This window comes from Rahnella contaminans, from assembly GCF_011065485.1.
Taxonomy (GTDB): domain Bacteria; phylum Pseudomonadota; class Gammaproteobacteria; order Enterobacterales; family Enterobacteriaceae; genus Rahnella; species Rahnella contaminans.
In genome coordinates, this window is record NZ_JAADJS010000002.1 from 573,642 (window position 1) to 589,738 (window position 16,097).

At 53.2% G+C, this 16,097-nt stretch carries 16 protein-coding genes, 1 other RNA gene and 1 pseudogene; 7 read left to right on the plus strand and 11 right to left on the minus strand.

The features are described 5' to 3' along the window. The first annotated feature begins 22 nt into the window (after positions 1-22). Genes GW579_RS11745 through GW579_RS11755 form a run of 3 tightly spaced genes read left to right on the plus strand, consistent with a single transcriptional unit; the run spans position 23 to position 3,716 of the window. Positions 23-1,210 carry a M20 family metallopeptidase gene (locus tag GW579_RS11745; protein ID WP_165059212.1) on the plus strand — a complete coding sequence of 396 codons (1,188 nt, stop codon included), beginning with the start codon at positions 23-25 and terminating at the stop codon, positions 1,208-1,210. A 23-nt stretch (positions 1,211-1,233) separates the two neighbouring features. Further along, positions 1,234-2,031 carry a transporter substrate-binding domain-containing protein gene (locus GW579_RS11750; protein WP_152327791.1) on the plus strand — a complete coding sequence of 266 codons (798 nt, stop codon included), beginning with the start codon at positions 1,234-1,236 and terminating at the stop codon, positions 2,029-2,031. Beyond that, on the plus strand, positions 2,031-3,716 hold the full coding sequence (locus tag GW579_RS11755) for a M28 family peptidase (RefSeq protein ID WP_165059214.1): 1,686 nt from the start codon (positions 2,031-2,033) through the stop codon (positions 3,714-3,716). Before GW579_RS11750 ends, GW579_RS11755 begins: the two co-directional genes overlap by 1 nt. Here GW579_RS11755 and GW579_RS11760 read toward each other — a convergent pair. Then, positions 3,700-4,254: a helix-turn-helix domain-containing protein gene (locus tag GW579_RS11760; RefSeq protein ID WP_165059216.1), complete on the minus strand. Its 555-nt coding sequence runs from the start codon at positions 4,252-4,254 to the stop codon at positions 3,700-3,702. The genes GW579_RS11755 and GW579_RS11760 overlap by 17 nt on opposite strands. 85 nt (positions 4,255-4,339) lie before the next feature. Here GW579_RS11760 and GW579_RS11765 point away from each other — a divergent pair, with 85 nt between their 5' ends. The 3 genes from GW579_RS11765 to GW579_RS11775 all read left to right on the plus strand — a co-directional run bounded on the left by GW579_RS11765 (position 4,340) and on the right by GW579_RS11775 (position 6,642). Further along, positions 4,340-4,861 (plus strand): GNAT family N-acetyltransferase, encoded by a 522-nt coding sequence (locus GW579_RS11765; protein WP_152327794.1) that lies wholly within the window; start codon positions 4,340-4,342, stop codon positions 4,859-4,861. 97 nt (positions 4,862-4,958) lie between these two features. Further along, the gene (gene ada / locus GW579_RS11770) at positions 4,959-6,056 is read left to right on the plus strand and encodes a bifunctional DNA-binding transcriptional regulator/O6-methylguanine-DNA methyltransferase Ada (RefSeq protein WP_165059218.1); all 1,098 of its coding nucleotides are present in this window, start codon (positions 4,959-4,961) and stop codon (positions 6,054-6,056) included. A 37-nt stretch (positions 6,057-6,093) separates the two neighbouring features. Next, a complete protein-coding gene (locus tag GW579_RS11775; protein WP_206738864.1) occupies positions 6,094-6,642 on the plus strand; it encodes a GNAT family N-acetyltransferase in 549 nt (182 codons plus the stop codon). A 52-nt stretch (positions 6,643-6,694) separates the two neighbouring features. Here GW579_RS11775 and GW579_RS11780 read toward each other — a convergent pair whose 3' ends face one another. The 7 genes from GW579_RS11780 to gatZ form a co-directional block, all read right to left on the minus strand. Continuing rightward, complete coding sequence (locus GW579_RS11780; protein ID WP_165059220.1) at positions 6,695-7,399, minus strand: GNAT family N-acetyltransferase; 705 nt, start codon at positions 7,397-7,399, stop codon at positions 6,695-6,697. 159 nt (positions 7,400-7,558) lie between these two features. Then, positions 7,559-8,413, minus strand: a complete 855-nt coding sequence (locus GW579_RS11785; protein ID WP_165059221.1) for a tagatose bisphosphate family class II aldolase — start codon at positions 8,411-8,413, stop codon at positions 7,559-7,561. 4 nt (positions 8,414-8,417) lie between these two features. Beyond that, a complete protein-coding gene (gatD, locus tag GW579_RS11790; protein WP_165059717.1) occupies positions 8,418-9,467 on the minus strand; it encodes a galactitol-1-phosphate 5-dehydrogenase in 1,050 nt (349 codons plus the stop codon). 44 nt (positions 9,468-9,511) lie between these two features. Continuing rightward, the gene (locus tag GW579_RS11795) at positions 9,512-10,879 is read right to left on the minus strand and encodes a galactitol-specific PTS transporter subunit IIC (RefSeq protein WP_165059223.1); all 1,368 of its coding nucleotides are present in this window, start codon (positions 10,877-10,879) and stop codon (positions 9,512-9,514) included. 3 nt (positions 10,880-10,882) lie between these two features. Next, on the minus strand, positions 10,883-11,167 hold the full coding sequence (gene gatB, locus GW579_RS11800; protein ID WP_152327799.1) for a PTS galactitol transporter subunit IIB: 285 nt from the start codon (positions 11,165-11,167) through the stop codon (positions 10,883-10,885). Positions 11,168-11,241: 74 nt separating this feature from the next. Further along, a complete protein-coding gene (gene gatA, locus GW579_RS11805) occupies positions 11,242-11,724 on the minus strand; it encodes a PTS galactitol transporter subunit IIA (RefSeq protein ID WP_165059225.1) in 483 nt (160 codons plus the stop codon). Continuing rightward, positions 11,717-13,012, minus strand: coding sequence for a tagatose-bisphosphate aldolase subunit GatZ (gene gatZ, locus GW579_RS11810; protein ID WP_165059227.1), 1,296 nt, complete (start codon positions 13,010-13,012; stop codon positions 11,717-11,719). The genes gatA and gatZ overlap by 8 nt, the downstream gene beginning before the upstream one ends. 266 nt (positions 13,013-13,278) lie before the next feature. Between gatZ and GW579_RS11815 the strand changes: the two genes are divergently transcribed. Next, a complete protein-coding gene (locus GW579_RS11815; protein ID WP_165059229.1) occupies positions 13,279-14,061 on the plus strand; it encodes a DeoR/GlpR family DNA-binding transcription regulator in 783 nt (260 codons plus the stop codon). 191 nt (positions 14,062-14,252) lie between these two features. On the opposite strand, the gene GW579_RS11820 is transcribed toward GW579_RS11815, so the two are convergent. The 3 genes and pseudogenes from GW579_RS11820 to ssrA form a co-directional block, all read right to left on the minus strand. Then, entirely contained in the window at positions 14,253-15,032 is a 780-nt protein-coding gene (locus GW579_RS11820) for an ABC transporter substrate-binding protein (protein WP_165059231.1), read from the minus strand. A 339-nt stretch (positions 15,033-15,371) separates the two neighbouring features. Next, positions 15,372-15,525 (minus strand): annotated as a pseudogene (locus GW579_RS23820) (integrase arm-type DNA-binding domain-containing protein); the annotation flags it as partial. A gap of 185 nt (positions 15,526-15,710) precedes the next feature. Beyond that, positions 15,711-16,074: a transfer-messenger RNA gene (gene ssrA / locus GW579_RS11825) on the minus strand. Positions 16,075-16,097 lie beyond the last annotated feature (23 nt).

Genomic DNA, 16,097 nt, shown 5'->3' on the forward strand with positions numbered 1-16,097 from the left:
GCACCATCGCAGGGAATAAAACATGTCGGTTTGCACTACAGAAGAACAAAAGGCGCAGATTATCGCTGCCGTCGATTTACTGGCGGCTCAGGCGACGGAGCTGGCGCTGAACATTCATGCCAATCCGGAGCTCAGTTTTGAAGAAGTGAATTCTGCGGCGGCGCTCATTGCGCCCCTGCGTGCGGCAGGTTTTGAGATTGAAGAAGAACTGGGCGGCTTGCCGACGGCATTCCGCGCCACTTATGACAGTGGTAAACCGGGGCCGGTGATTGCGTTACTGGCCGAATATGACGCGCTGGTCAATCTGGGCCATGCCTGCGGACATAACCTGATCGGCACGGCTTCTGTGACGGCAGCGCTGGCGCTGAAACAGGTTTCGCAGTTTCTGACGGGCAGGCTGGAAGTGATCGGTACACCGGCGGAAGAGGAAGGCGGCGGCAAAATTATCCTCAGCGACAAAGGCATTTTTGACGATGCCGATGCGGTGATGATGTTCCATCCACGCGATAAAACCATGGTGGTGCGCGGCGGGCTGGCGTGTGTCGATGCCGTCTTTAAATTTCATGGTAAAGCGGCGCATGCGGCGTCCGCGCCGCAAAACGGTATCAGCGCGCTGGATGCGGTCATCCACACTTTCAACGGGATCAACGCGTTACGTCAGCTTTTCACCGACGATGTGCGCGTTCACGGCATCATCACCGACGGCGGCAGCGCCACCAATATCGTTCCCGCCTACAGCGAAGCAAAATTCCTGATGCGCGCCGACACCGTGAAAGGGCTGGCCGCCGTGAAGCAAAAAGTCTTCGATGCGGCACGCGGCGCAGCGCTGATGACCGGCGCGCGGCTGGAAATCGAAGAAGGGCTGACCTATGCCGAACGCAACAACAACCTCACGCTGGCCGGATTCTTCCAGCAAAATCTGGAATCAATCGGCGTTGAGGTCGTCCCGCCTCCGCTGAACGGCGGCATCGGTTCCTCCGATATCGGCAACGTCAGCCAGATAACGGCGGCAATCCACCCGTATATCCGTATCGGCGATGTCCTTCCTCACACGCCGGAATTCGCGGTTGCCACCGGTTCAGAAGCCGGTTTGCAGGGCATGTTACAGGCCGCCAAAGCGCTGGCGATGACGGCTCTCGATTTATGTCAGGACGACACAAAGCTCCGCGCAGTCAGAGAAGAATTTTCAAACTGGCAGTCAAAACAATAACTTTGGGAAGAGAGGACAGAATAATGATGAAAAAAACACTGGCGGCTGCCGTTCTGGCACTGACCTTTGGCAGCGCGATGGCTCACGCTGACGGTGAAACCCTGCGCGTCGCCGCCGACATGGGCTATCCCCCATTCCAGTACCGTGACGCCAGCGGGACGCCGACCGGTTTTGAAATTGATATCACCAACGCCATCTGCGACGTGATGAAAGTGAAATGCGAGTTCGTGGTCAGCAGTTTTGACGCCGAAATTCCTTCCCTGCTTGCCAAAAAAGTCGATTTTATTTCGCCACAAGGTGCGACAGAAAAACGTCGTAAAGTGATCGACTTCAGTGATTTCGTGTATCACATTCCGACCAGGCTGGTGGTGGCAAAAGGCAGCCCGCTGATGCCGACGCCGGAATCGTTGCAGGGTAAACGCATTGCGGTTCAGCAGGGATCGATTCAGGAAATGTACGCCAATACCTTCTGGCAGCCGAAAGGCGTCGATGTGGTGGCTTATGCCGATCAGGATACGATCTATCAGGATTTGGTCGCCGGGCGTTTAGACGGCGCGCTCAGCCCGGCGGTCGCCGTGACCTTCGGTTTCCTCAATAAGCCGGAAGGTAAAAACTTCGAACTGACCGGCCCGGAAGTGCGTGACGACAAAATATTCAGCGTCGGCTCCTCCTACGGCGTGCGCAAAGACGACGCCAAAATCAAAGCGTTGCTCAACGACGGGCTGGCAAAAATTAAGGCTGACGGCACCTGGGAGAAGATCAAGGTGAAATATTTCGGCCCGCTGGACATGTCCGTTCATCAGCAAGGGAAAGCCCAATAATGCCTCTGCGTCCGCCGGTTCGTGAACATTTACTGCCGCTGATGGACGGCCTGTTGCACGAGTTTTCCTCGCTGCACAGGCTTTCCGGTTGTGATGATGCTGAACTGGCGGCGCATCGGATGGTGTCGTTATTGCAGGAACAGGGGCTGGATGCGCGCCTGATGCATTGCCCGTTGTATCTCAGTGATCCGCTGGCCGGCAGCCTGGAATTGTCCGGCAAACCCGGCTGGCGCTGTGAAGCGAAAACCCGTTCATTTTCTGCGCATTGCCCGCAGGGCGTGGAAGGGCTGGCTTTTTATGACGCAGAAGCCTGCGCGCCGCGTAGCGATCTACAGTGGAAAGCGTGGGCGCAGAACGTAAAAGGCAAAATCGTGATCGCCGGTCAGGGCTTTGAAGATTACGTGCAACGGCTGTGTGCCGCCGGTGCGCTCGGGCTGATCCATATCTGGGGTTCTGCGGAATCCGCACTGCATGAAGAAACTGTCGGGCCGGTTTGGGGCACGCCGGAGCCGGATGATTTTTTGCGTTATCCGCGCCTGCCGGTGATTTCAGTCAATCAGCAGGGCGGCCAGCGGCTGCTGGCAGAGCTTCAGAATAACCCGCGGATGACCGTGAAAATGGCCACACAGCTGAATTATCACGTCGCCGAATGCAGCATGCCGGTGGTGGATATTCCCGGCAGCAGCCCGGAGTTTGTATTGCTGTCTTCCCACTACGATTCCTGGCATGAGGGCGTGACAGATAACGCGACCGGCAATGCGTTGTGTCTGGCGATGGCGATCCATTTTTATCAGCAGCGCGAGACGTTGTTGCGCGGGCTGCGGATTATCTGGTGGCCGGGGCATTCCAATGCCCGTTATGGCGGCTCGACGTGGTACGCCGACCGTTACCGCCAGCAGCTGAAACAACATTGTGTGGCGCATATCAACGTGGATTCGCCGGGATGTCTGGACGCCGTCAATGTGGTGCTGAATGCCAGCGGTTCTGAATCGCATGCGTTCTTAAACGCCGCCGTTGAAGCCGTGACCGGCGAACCGGCGCTGCGCATTACCGCGCTGGGAAAAGGCGGCGACCAGTCATTCTGGGGCTGCGGTTTACCGCTGCATTTTGCCTTCCGCGAAGTGCCTCAGGAAAAAACGACGCAGTCACCGGGCAGCGGTGGCGGCTGGTGGTGGCACACTGAAGCGGATACTTACGACAAAGTGGACCTGAATATTCTCTGGCGCGATACGCAAATTCACGCGCACTGGCTGGAAGTTTTACTGACGCAGCCCGTGCTACCGCTGGATCCGCTGGCGTATCTTGACAGTTTGCAGCACTCCCTCAGGGAGCTGATCACGGTTATTTCACCGGAATTCGACCTCGCGCCGGTGGCTGAAAAACTCAGGGAATTGCAACCTGAACTGGAGAAACTGACGACACGCTGGATGGCGGATCCGCTCGTCTGGCAGGCGCAGTTAAAGCGTGTCATCGCGGATTTACATCGCCTGCGTTACAGCTCGGTTGATGATTTTCACTATGATCTGAGTTATCGCGGCGGCGCGTTTCCCGGCTTTCAGGAGCTGGCGTCAGCCCGAGAAAATACGTCGCCCGAGATGTGGCTGATGATGACCACGCGCTTCTGGCGCCAGCGGGATCGCGCACTGGCGCTGATTGAAAACGCAGACGCTATTTGTCGCTCATAACGAGCAGATAGCGACAAGGCTGCGAACCCGGATTAGTGAATGTGATAGGCAAATCGACGCCAAACGTCAGGGCATCACCGGTGGCCATCGCGTAGTTTTCATCCCCGTAACGGATATCCAGCGTGCCTTCTACCATCCACAGGCGCTGCTTGTAAGCCTGCTGATGCCAGCCGGGATAGCTGACGCGCGCTCCGGCTGGAAGGGTAATTTCCACCAGTTCGGGCGCACCATTTTTTTCATGCGCGGTCACCTGGCGGCGCAGATAACCAATATCCGGATCCTGCCAGACTTCCTGATTCGCCTGCGGGCGCAGCGGGGCGGGCTGCGGGTTTTCTTCTGAAAGCAACTGTGCCAGCGACACGCCGAGGCTGGCCGCCAGACGCCCCAGAAGGCTGGCGCTCGGGCTGCTGTCCTGCCGTTCAATTTTCGAAATCATCGCTTTACTGACCCCGGAATTGTTTGCCAACTGTTCGAGGCTCAGCCCCTGAGTTTTTCGTAATGATTGCAGACGTGTAGCGATCAACTGGTCGATTGACATATCAGGCGTTCCGTTGTTTACTTTTGTGGAATTTAATCCACTATAGTGGAAATTAAACCATAACGGAAGCGAAGGGGAACATCTGATGAAACTGATTGCCTGTAATGAACATCAGCACGCGGTGCCGATTTTGGATATTTTTAATGATGCCATTATCACTTCAACGGCTTTATATGATTATAAACCGCGCCATATCGACAGTATGACCTCATGGTTTGCCACTAAACTGATCAATAATTTCCCGGTTATCGGCCTCGAGGATGAAGAAGGGACGTTGCTGGGATTCGCCAGTTACGGCACGTTTCGCGCGTGGCCAGCGTATAAATATTCTGTCGAACACTCTATTTATATTCACAAAAGTCATCGTGGAAAAGGGCTGGGAAAAGTGTTGCTCAATGCACTCATTGACGCGGCACGCGAGCGCGATGTCCATACACTGATTGGTGCGATCGACGCGGCAAACGGTGGCAGCATTGCGTTGCATGAGAAGAACGGATTTACCCACACCGGAACGATTAAACAGGCTGCCTGGAAATTTGACCGCTGGCTGGATCTGGCCTTTTATCAGTTGATCCTTGATACGCCTTCAGCGCCCTTTGGAGGCTGAAAACGGCGGGTTGAATGAGAAAGCAAGCGCCGGAGGGCGCACGGTGATTTCAGAGCATAAGCTGTGAATCATCCCGTCGGGAAATGTGAGGCAGACCATGTCAGCTAAAGAGCAAGTTCGTCACGAAGCGTTATCGGGAAGTGCGGAAAGTCATCAGGCGCAGGATCCGCGCTGGCAGGCGGTTGTCAGTTGCGATGCGAAGGCCGACGGCCAGTTTGTGTATGCGGTAAAAACCACCGGTATTTACTGCGCGCCTTCCTGTCCATCACGCCAGCCAAATCCGCAAAATATTGAATTCTACGACAATGCCGAAGCTGCCGAACAGGCCGGTTTCCGCCCGTGCAAACGCTGCCGTCAGGGGCTTATTTCACTGGCGCAGTTTCACGCTCAGCGCGTGGCACAGGCATGCCGGCTGCTTGAACAGTCAACCGAAATGCTCACGCTGAACCAGCTGTCGGCAGAAGTCGGCATCAGCGCTTACCATTTTCATCGTATTTTCAAAGCCCAAACCGGTGTGACGCCAAAAGAATATCAGCAGGCGCAGCGCACGCGCCGCGTTCGTGAAAAGCTGGCCGATGCGGCGACAGTGACCGAAGCGGTTCACTCCGCCGGGTATTCATCCGATGGCCGGTTTTATGAAACGTCGGGCACAGTGCTGGGCATGACGCCGCAGTCATTCCGTGCCGGTGGCCGTGATGTTCGCGTGTGGTTTGCCATCGGGCATTCTTCGCTGGGCGAGATTCTAGTGGCTGAAAGCCAGCGTGGAATTTGCGCCATTTTGCTGGGCGATGATCCGGAAAAGTTGATCGCTGAATTGCAAAACAGTTTTCCGCAGGCTGAACTAGTGGGAAGCGATCCTGATTTTGAGCAGCGTATTGCCGTGATCGTCGGCTTTGTCGAACAGCCGCAAATCGGGTTGGATTTGCCACTGGATATTCGCGGTACGGCTTTTCAGCAGCGCGTCTGGCAGGCATTGCGCGATATTCCAGCCGGAACGACTGCCAGCTACGCTGATATCGCCCGCAAAATTGGCTCGCCAAAATCCGTTCGCGCCGTTGCCGGTGCCTGTGCGGCGAACCTGCTGGCCGTTGCCATTCCCTGCCATCGCGTCGTGAAAACAGACGGGAATATTTCCGGCTACCGCTGGGGCGTGGAAAGAAAGCGTTCATTGTTAGCTCGGGAAGAAAAAGCCTGACTATACTCAGCTGACTTTTCTGCCACCGGATTTTTTGATGACGAGGGACGCCGTGCCTGCTTTTTCTTTGCGCGAAGCTGCGCCAGAAGATATTGATGAACTCGCCAGATTGCACGTCGCTATCTGGCGTGAAACCTACTGCAAACTGGCCCCGGCGGAGGCATTCGCTGCGCTGGATGTGCAACGTCGTAAAGCTTTCTGGCAGGATAAGTTTGATCATCCCGCTGTGGGGCAGGGTATTTTTCTGGCAGAAGTAAACGGAAAACTGGCCGGTTTTTGCCTTGCCTCGGCGTCATCTAACCCTGATTTTGGCGAGATGGCCGAAATCAAATTCCTGTATGTTTCCGGCGATTTTAAACGTCAGGGCCTCGGTAAACGGTTAATCAGTAAAGCGGCTCAGCATCTTATTACCGCGGGATATCGCAGCGTCGGGCTGGGCGTAGTGGAAGGCAACGAACCGGCAATCCGTTTTTACAGTGCGCTGGGTGGCCGCGAAGCGGGGCGGTATACCGACTCCGGGCCGATCTGGCGTTCGCGAAATATCATTTATGCGTGGCCGGACATTACGTTGCTGTCTGCCGTGTAAATTCGCTAAGCAAAGAAAGTGCCCGCGTCAGTGAATTCCGCGGGCTATGTTTTTATTTACGCAGTTCTTCCAGACGCTGCTTCTGCTGACCTTCAGCAGAGAAGTTATCGGCGCTCAGCCAGCGGTCAAATGCCGTTTTAGATTCTGGCCATTCGCTGTCGATGACTGAATACCAGCAGGTATCACGGTTGTGGCTTCGCAGGACGATAGCCTGACGGAATGTACCTTCGTACTGAAAACCAAAGCGTAATGCTGCCTGTTTAGAGGGTTCATTCAGGCTGTGGCATTTCCATTCGCAGCGGCGGTATTTCAGCGTATCGAACAGATAACGTTGCAGCAGATAAATCGCTTCCGTGCCGAAACGCGTGCGTTTCATCAGCGGTGACCAGTTTACCCAACCAATTTCCGCAACACCGTTCACCGGGTCGATGCGCATCAGCGATACGCTGCCAACGGCACGGCCTGTAGCGTTATCCACAACGGCGAAAAACAACGGATCTTCACTTTTGACCTGCTGCGAAATAAACAGATCGCATTCAGCCTGCGTTGCCGGACGGTCAACAGAAAGATAGGTCCAGTCACTGCCGTTATCAATGCTGTGCCAGGCGTTAAACAGATCCTGGCTGTGGAGTTCGCAACTCAGTGGCTCAAGGCGACACCAGGTGCCGTTAAGCTGAACGCGTGACGGACGTTCACGAGGCTGCCAGTCGGGAAGGGCGTCGCCCACGGGCTGGCCAAAGTGGTTGAGGGTTGTCATTATCTTTTCCATTTCACTATCAGAGAGCTTTCCATAAAATCAGAATGGTGATTGGGCTGCAACCGGTGAGATGCCAAAGAGTTGAAAAGCGGAGAAAAAACCTCCGCTTTAAATTCATTAAGGCGGTAAACCTCATGCTGGTTATAAACCTATTCCCCGTTATAAACGGCCAGCGCTGCCACAGACTTTTATCTTTTCCTCCACTACTTTTTGCATAGCCAGCTTTCCGGGAACGATATATTTGCGCGGATCGTTCGCGTCAGGATGCGCTGTAAAATAGTCTTTCACTGCATCGGCAAAGGCAATTTTCAACTCTGTCGCCACATTGACTTTGCAGATCCCCAGCGCAATCGCCTCATGGATCATGTCATCCGGGATCCCGGACGCGCCGTGCAACACCAGGGGAATATCGACCCGTTGACGAATTTGCTCCAGACGGCGGAAATCCAGTTTGGGCGTGCCCAGATATAAGCCGTGTGCTGAACCAATGGCGACCGCCAGCGAATCGATGCGGGTGGATTCCACAAAGTGCCTGGCGACAACCGGATCAGTAAAGAAGCTGTCGCCTTCCTCAACGACCAGATCGTCCTCCTGCCCGCCAAGCCGCCCGAGTTCGGCCTCTACGCTCGCGTCAAAGGCATGGCATAAACGCACCGCATCGCGCACCTTTTCAATGTTTTCTGCCAGCGGAAAATGTGAGGCGTCGATCATGACGGATCGGATCCCCGAGCGGACTTTCGTCCCGATGTCTTCCAGTTCCTCATGATGATCAAGATGCAGTGCCAGCGGAATACGGTTTTTCCGTGCCGCTTCCTGACATATCGAAATCAGGTACCGGGTTCCCGCATAACTGAATGTGCCGGGCGTTCCGGCGAGTATCACCGGAGAGCTCATCGCGGCCGCCGTTTCGGCCACAACCTGTACCGTTTCCATATTGTGGATATTGAATGCCGGAACCGCATAACCTTCGCGCTGCGCCGCCAGCAGCATTTCTCTGTTTGAGATCAGATACATGAATTTAGCTCCTTGTTAAATCCAGCAGGATTTTGCCCGCCATAGGTTTTCCTTTCAGGGCGGTAACTTCCTTGGCAAATTCCTCCGGGTCACCAAGACAGCCAATGAGTGGTGTCAGATTTATTTTCTGTTCCGCGAAAAGCTGCGTTGCCAGCTGCCATTCACTGCCGGGCCAGGGCGCGGAATAATTCATCCAGCTGCCGAGTAACGTCAGCTCTTTACGCAAGATATGGCTGAAGGTTGTCACATTCAGGGTCAGATCTTTATGCAGCGTACCGACCAGCGCGACCTGCGCTTTCGGGCCCGCAATGTCGAGAGCCAGCGCGACGGTTTGCGGCGTACCAGCGGTTTCGATAATCAGCTGATTAAAACGACGCTCCTGACTTTGCTGGCGGATTTCGTCAGCGTTCAGCATGGCGCTGTTGAAGCTATGGCTTGCACCGGTTTCCAGAGCAAGCGCCAGCCGCTGAGGGTTGATGTCTATGGCGGTCACGGAACGCGCACCCAGGGCGCTTGCGGCCTGAATGATCAACTGACCGATCGTCCCCGCACCAATCACGACGACTTCTTTGCCTTCACAACCACCGGCCAGTTTCAGTGCGTGTAAACCTACGGTGATCGGTTCCAGAAATGCGCCCTGCAACAGAGAAGCGTTTTCCGGCAGCCGGAAGAGATTTTTTCTCGGCGCGACCACATATTCCGCATGGCCGCCATCGCGGCGGGAGCCGATAAACTGGTAGTGCTTACATTGTGAGTAGGCTTCTTTCTTGCATTCTTCACACTGGAAGCAGGGGAGAAGAGGAACGCACGCCACAGCATCACCTTCCTGTAAATCATGAACTTCGCCACCTGTACTGACCACGTAACCACTGAATTCATGGCCGAGCGTGATCGGATAATAATGCGAAGAGTTGGCGAAAATACGCGGAATATCAGAGCCGCACAGGCCGGAATACGCAACGCGAACTAACACATCATCGGGCGCGCTTAATACAGGATTTGCTTTTTCCTCGACGGTAATTGTTCCGCCCTGATGTACAACTACAGATTGCATCATTGTTTCCTTAAGGCGGAGGTAACTCTCCGCCTGGATGAGGGTTAAGCGCTGGCCAGTGCAGCCGCTGCCAGTTTTTCAGCCCGGGTAAAATTACGGGCGCGTCGCCATGTGAGGAATACACCCACGGCGTAAATGATGCCGATGATGCTGAGCCCCGCGATGTTTTTCAGCGTACAAAGTTGGATCAGAAGATAGGTAATCGGAGAACCGCCCTGATCCATGGATGCCACCCGGCCACCGGCCGTGAGAGCACCGGCATTTGCCGCGAGCTGAGTGTGCAAGTCGATGGTCTGCGTCGCAATCCAGAGGGTAATACTCATGATGATGCAGCCCGAAATCAGCGTGCGGAACAGGTTCCCCTGATGCACGGCAACAGCAATCGCCACAAAGAAACCGATAGTTGCCAGATCCCCAAACGGCAGAACCTGATTTCCCGGTACCAGCACCGCAATCAAAATCGTTAATGGAATAAAGATCAGGCTGGCGGATACGACGGCGGTATGGCCGAGCAGAAGCGCAGGATCCAGACCAATCAGGAATTCCTGTCCACCGAAACGGGCTTGCAGTCGTGTACGGGCATGGCGGGCAATAGGTGTTAACCCATCCATGATCGGTTTAATCACCCGCGGCATCAGCAGCATGACGGCAGCCGTTTTGACGGCCAGCTGCAATACGCCTTTGATGTCATATCCGGCGAGATAACCAATAATCAGACCCATCACAAAACCCACGGTGACGGGTTCTCCGAACGGGCCAAAGCGTTTCTGAACATCGTCGGCGCTGAAGTGGATTTTGTTCAGACCCGGGATTTTCTCAATAAGGGTATCGACCAGCACGGCAATCGGGCCAAGATAAGCCGAGGAGCCGTGCGGGATTGCGATGCCTTCAAGGTTGAAGAAATCGCGGGTATCTTTCGCAAACCAGTCGCCCAGTTTGTAGATGAACGCCGCGTGAACCACGACGCCCATGATCCCCAGCCAGTATGATCCGGTTGCCAGATGCAGCATGGCGCCGGTGAATGTCATGTGCCAGATGTTCCAGATATCGACGTTGACGACGCGTGTCATGCGGGTCAGCAGCATCACGATATTCACCCCGATAGCAATCGGAATGGCAACCAGCGCAATCTGGGAAGCCCAGGTCATCGGTGATGAACCCGGCCAGCCAATATCCACCACTTGCAGGTTGATTTCAAAATGCTCGGCCATCGCTTTTGCCGCAGGTCCGATGGAATCGAGCATAAGGCCAATGACCAGACCGATCCCGACGAAGCCGATGCCAATGTGAATGGCTGATTTAAATGAGTCCCCCAGTTTCATGCCCAATATCAGGGAGAAAATGATGATGACACCGGGCAACATGACTGTCGGCCCGAGGTCGAGGATGTAGCGCATTATTTCGGTAAACATGGCTTACTCCTGCAACAGGGTCAGTATTTGCTCACGCAACGCATCCATGCCGACGCCAGAAATGAACGGCATCCCATGTACCAGCGGAATTGTGCCGAACTTGCGGTCAACTCTGGCCGTGGTGCAAATCAGATGCGCACCGTCCATGTAGGTTTCGATCTCAGTGACGCGGCACTGGACGAGATCCACTTCAATATTGTGTGCCGCGCATAACTCTTTGATTTCCTCTGCTGCCAGAGTGGAAGTGGCAACGGCTCCGCCACAGGCGACAATGATTTTTCGCTTCACGGTAAGGCTCCTTGATGCTTTGTTTTAATGTTTTTAAGTAAGGTGTAGAGGAGATGCTTCTGTTGCTAACGGCTTCAGATATAAACGGGAGAAATTTTCTCTTCAGCCGGTAAGAAAACCTGTTGCTCAAAGAGGGATGCCAGCTGATTTTCTGGCGCAGTAAGCAGTTTTTCTAAAAATTCCGGCTTCTGTAGTTGACTGAAAAGTTGACGTAACAAGCTCAGCTGTTCTGACGGATGTGTGACGATAAGCGCCACTATCAGAGACGCAGAAACGGTGCCTTCATCATCAGCCTGAAAGAATTCAACGGGAGCATTCGGGCGAATCAGGTAGATAGCCGGACTCCGGGCATGGCTGGCTTCGCAGTGCGGAATAGCGACTGCATGCTCTTCAAGCTGAATGCCCGTCGGGAATTCAGCCTCGCGATTCAGAAGCGCCCGCGGGTAGGTGCTTTCAACCACACCGGCTTTGACCATGCTTTCTCCGATGTGGGCCAGCGCTTCGCGATGATCTGTAAAGGCAATATTTGTTTTGACGAAGATTTCGCAGTTAAGCATTGCAGCGGGCCTCCGCGCTGACGGGCTGCAGGGAACAGCCGTAATGGTAGGCGCGCAGAACGTCCTGAATTTTATCGATAATCAGTTCGTGAGGATCGCTGGTCAGTTTATTCGCCATCACCCGTTCAAATTGCGCAGGAAGATATTGGCTCAACAGGCCCAGCGGGATTTCTACTGATTTTAAATTGGCGAGCAGCGCTTCCATAGCCCGGTTGATGCGGGCATTGGGCCAGTAATAACGAATGCGATCTGAAAGGCTGAAATGCAGGTCGATCAGCGAAAGGCTGAATGTCGGGTTGTAGTATTTTTTCCAGTAAACCGGTTCGTCCAGCATGACACCGTCGATCACGGTCAGTATCTGGCTGCGTGATTCGGGGGCGATCAGCACCTGTTCGATATTCGCCAGAGCAAAAACGGCTTCACGAAGGGCAAAGGTTAACGCAGGCCCGACTTTAAGAATGGCAAAGTGATCCTTAACCAGATGACGATAGGATTCTCGGGTTTGGTAATCGGTTGAATGTGCTTCATAAACCAGTGGAGTCGTTGTTATATAAGCCGATAATCCTTCAGCGAGTTTCGGCTGATAGTGGATCACACGGCTATGATCAAACTCTACACCTGGCTGCACAACAACGGCGATGATCCGCTCAATTGCCGCCTCAAGCCCCATTTCCCTGAAAGCCTGATGATGCATTTCGAGCGTAGCTTGCGCGTCTTTCGACTCGGTCACATGAACGTGCTGAATAGCAGAAGCTTCTCCGCCAGGGACCGGAACTTCGGTGCCAATGACGTAGGTCAACGAGCATTTTTGCAGGGGGGTTGCAACACGTTCGGCCACCTGACATAAACGCGCTGCACGCTGAGCGACAACGAAAGGATCAAGCGGAACCGGATCGTCTTTGCATGACATTGAGGCGTCCAGATGGATCTTGCTGAAACCTGCTTCAACATATTGCGCTATCAGCACCTCTGCCTTAGACATTGCACTTTCAGCATCCTCATTTTGCCAGCAGTTTGGCCCCAGGTGGTCCCCTCCCAGAATGAGTCGCTGCACCGGGAATCCGACTTTTTCCGCAATCGCGAGAACGAAATCGCGAAAATCGATCGGCAGCATTCCTGTATAGCCACCAAACTGGTTCACCTGATTAGAGGTGGCTTCGATCAACACTTTACGATCGGTGCGGAGATCTTCCCGCAAGGCGGCCTCGATCACCAATGGATGTGCAGAGCAGACAGAACAAATCCCGGTACTTTCGCCTTGCTTATGTTTTTCGATAATATCTTTCATTTTGGCCTCCGTTTGTTTTCGAAGATACTCATATCATTTCGAAAGCCAAACAATAGCGTTTTACAGAATTCGTGACAGCGATCGAAATATTTCGTAAGATTGTTGCATTCGTTTTCTTTCGTCTTCCGGAGCGTGCCGTAATATGAAAGCAATCAAAGCCTGGCGGGCAAGGTGATATCACGTTTCACAATGTCGGTATTTTTTTCTCCTCTTAATGACGCCTTTTGTTTACACTGTCCGCAATACAGTCTTTCGGATCCTTAATCATGAATACTTATGATAGACGTAACAAAATCATTGATTTAGTGAATCAAAACGGCACCGTCATGGTCGCCGAGCTTTCGAGTTCTTTCGACGTTTCTGAAGTAACAATCCGTTCTGACTTGGGTCTACTGGAACAAAAGGGCGCTCTGACGCGTTTTCATGGCGGCGCGGCGAAACGCGACGCTTCGATGGCCGATCTGACGGGATTGCCGCAAGATGAAATGGTGCTTGAAGAACGTTATTTGCAGGCCAGTGATCCTAAAAAACGTATAGCTCAGGCTGCGGCAGGATTGGTAAAACCCGGAGATACCGTCATTCTCGACAGTGGCAGCACAACCATGTTGCTGGCGGAAGAGCTGGTAAAATCAGGCGACATCACCGTTATCACGAACAATCTGCCAGCTGCGTTTGTTTTATCTGAAAACCCCGATATCACGCTGGTGGTCTGTGGTGGAACGTTGCGGCATAAAACACGCTCTTTGCATGGAAACATTACGGAATATGCCTTGCAGGGAATCGTCGCCAATCTGATGTTTGTGGGCGCGGACGGTCTGGACGCCGCAACAGGCATCACCACATTTAATGAGGGCTACAGCATCAGCGGCATTATGGCTGCCGCTGCTCAGCGGGTTGTCGTTGTCACTGATTCGACTAAGTTTGGCCGTCGCGGATATAACCTGGTGTTGCCGATGGAAAAAATCGACACAATCATTACGGACACGGATATCCGTGATGAAGCTTTGCTGGCACTTAGGCAGACGTCGGCGGATCTCATGTTGGTGTAACCTTTTCGGATAACGTTTATCGGTGAGGCTGACTTTAGGCTGATAGCCGGATCAGTGAAACGGAAAGGTTTGAGGATTGCGGAGGTTCACGAAAACAATCTTCTGCATTGCAGTTTCTGGCAGGTGGTATTGGAATCCATCCCGCAAATATTGAGCCGCATGGTTAGCCACATGCGGCCTGATGAAAGGAATTACGGCTTTTTGGTGTAGACCTCAAACGTGAAGTATTTCTTTTCCAACGTCTGGTAAGTCCCGTTTTTATGGATTTCTGCCAGCGCATTATTGATAAGTGTCAGGTGCGCCTGATCATCTTTACGCAGCCCGATAGCCGTTCCTTCGCCCAGATAACGGGTGTCGTTTAACGGCTTGCCAGCAAAGGCATAATCTTTGCCTTCAGGCGTTTTCAGAAAGCCGGTTTCGGCTGCCGCCGCGTTAGTCAATGTCACGTCGATACGGCCAGAGGCCAGGTCCTGATTCACGAAATCCTGATTCTGATAGGATACGACGTTCACGCCTTTCTTCTGCCATTCGCCTTGCGCATACGCTTCCTGCGTAGTTCCCTGAGCGACGCCGACGGTTTTGCCTTGCAGCGATTCCGCCGTCGGTTGCAGGCCACTACCTTTTTTCGCAATCAGCACACTGGGAACGTGATAAAGCATGTCGGAGAAAGTGACCTGTGTTTTGCGTTTTGGCGTCATAGACATGGCGGAAAGTACGGCATCAAATTTTTTAGCATTTAGGGCAGGAATTATTCCGTCATACGCGGTTTCAACCCACTCACATTTAACCTGAGCCTGCTGACAGATTGCGTTGCCCAGATCGATATCAAAACCGATCAGCTTACCGTCCGGTGCTTTGGATTCAAAAGGGGGAAACGACGGATCTACGCCGAAACGCAATGTTGTTTCAGCCTGTGCAAAACCGCTGGTAGCCGCCAGCGCCAGAAGGCACAGCAGTATTTTTTTCTTCACAAGTAATCTCCTGATGGTGCCAAAAAAACAAACCCCCGCAGCTAAAGGCGAGGGTAAAAGTGATGCTTTCATATTTCGAATATGACGATTCAATAAGTCAGGGTCAAGCGCCAAACATCTGCGCAAAACGGGCAATAGTCGAAGATGGCCGCAATAAGATAACCGGCCGCTATGGAAAACGACTATCCGCAGAAATGGATGAGATAAATATCGTGTTATAGATGAAAAACAAAAGGATAGACTGCGATGACTCAATGGAGATGTTGCAATAAAAAAGCCGCAAACCCTTGCGGGGTGCGGCTTTCTTTGCGTATCTGGTAATAACCGAAACCTTTTGTGCACTTCTCGGGCATCAGCCAGTGAACGTGCAGAATAAGCGCCAAGGCAGATCAATGGTGCGTTTTGATGTGTTAGGAACCTGATAGAGGAAACGCCAAATTTTCTTGCCGGTGGTTTTGACCAGGAGAAAGAGTCCGTCACCGTCATGCAAGGATCTTCCCTAATTGGTATACGTTTATTGGTATATATCTTAGCGTATACCAATTCGTATACCAATAGACGCCGGTTTCAGGCGGATCATCTCGGACTTCTACAGACACAAAAAAGCCCGCAAACCTAGAAGGGATGCGGGCTTTCAGGACTTCTCCGGACTTATCTGGTAATAACCGGATCATTATTTGGTGGAGCTGGGGGGATTTGAACCCCCGTCCGAAATTACTACACCGTCGGCACTACATGCTTAGTCCAATCTTTACATTCGCCGGTTAGCTGCGGATGGACACGCCACTAACAAACTATCCTGATTGGGTTTAACGCTTTCACCCCAGGCAAGGTGTCCACGCGATCTCTTTTGGGTTTGACCTCTCTTGATCCCCGTCCTAAGAGCGGAGGCTAGGGAGAGAGGGCTCTAAGCAGGGTATTAAGCTGCTAGGGCGTAGTTTTCGTCGTTTGCGACTATTTTTTTGCGGCTTTTTACGAGGCCAACCGCCCCTCGGCATGCTCCTTGGGCTTCGCAAATCCCGTCGAATCCAGAATCAGCCCCAAGTACTATTTAGCAGTATATCA

Coding starts and splice junctions, on each gene's coding strand:
- GW579_RS11745 (WP_165059212.1), top strand. CDS start 23: ATGTCGGTTTGCACTACAGAAGAACAAAAGGCGCAGATTATCGCTGCC.
- GW579_RS11750 (WP_152327791.1), top strand. CDS start 1,234: ATGATGAAAAAAACACTGGCGGCTGCCGTTCTGGCACTGACCTTTGGC.
- GW579_RS11755 (WP_165059214.1), top strand. CDS start 2,031: ATGCCTCTGCGTCCGCCGGTTCGTGAACATTTACTGCCGCTGATGGAC.
- GW579_RS11760 (WP_165059216.1), bottom strand. CDS start 4,254: ATGTCAATCGACCAGTTGATCGCTACACGTCTGCAATCATTACGAAAA.
- GW579_RS11765 (WP_152327794.1), top strand. CDS start 4,340: ATGAAACTGATTGCCTGTAATGAACATCAGCACGCGGTGCCGATTTTG.
- ada (WP_165059218.1), top strand. CDS start 4,959: ATGTCAGCTAAAGAGCAAGTTCGTCACGAAGCGTTATCGGGAAGTGCG.
- GW579_RS11775 (WP_206738864.1), top strand. CDS start 6,094: ATGACGAGGGACGCCGTGCCTGCTTTTTCTTTGCGCGAAGCTGCGCCA.
- GW579_RS11780 (WP_165059220.1), bottom strand. CDS start 7,399: ATGACAACCCTCAACCACTTTGGCCAGCCCGTGGGCGACGCCCTTCCC.
- GW579_RS11785 (WP_165059221.1), bottom strand. CDS start 8,413: ATGTATCTGATCTCAAACAGAGAAATGCTGCTGGCGGCGCAGCGCGAA.
- gatD (WP_165059717.1), bottom strand. CDS start 9,467: ATGCAATCTGTAGTTGTACATCAGGGCGGAACAATTACCGTCGAGGAA.
- GW579_RS11795 (WP_165059223.1), bottom strand. CDS start 10,879: ATGTTTACCGAAATAATGCGCTACATCCTCGACCTCGGGCCGACAGTC.
- gatA (WP_165059225.1), bottom strand. CDS start 11,724: ATGCTTAACTGCGAAATCTTCGTCAAAACAAATATTGCCTTTACAGAT.
- gatZ (WP_165059227.1), bottom strand. CDS start 13,012: ATGAAAGATATTATCGAAAAACATAAGCAAGGCGAAAGTACCGGGATT.
- GW579_RS11815 (WP_165059229.1), top strand. CDS start 13,279: ATGAATACTTATGATAGACGTAACAAAATCATTGATTTAGTGAATCAA.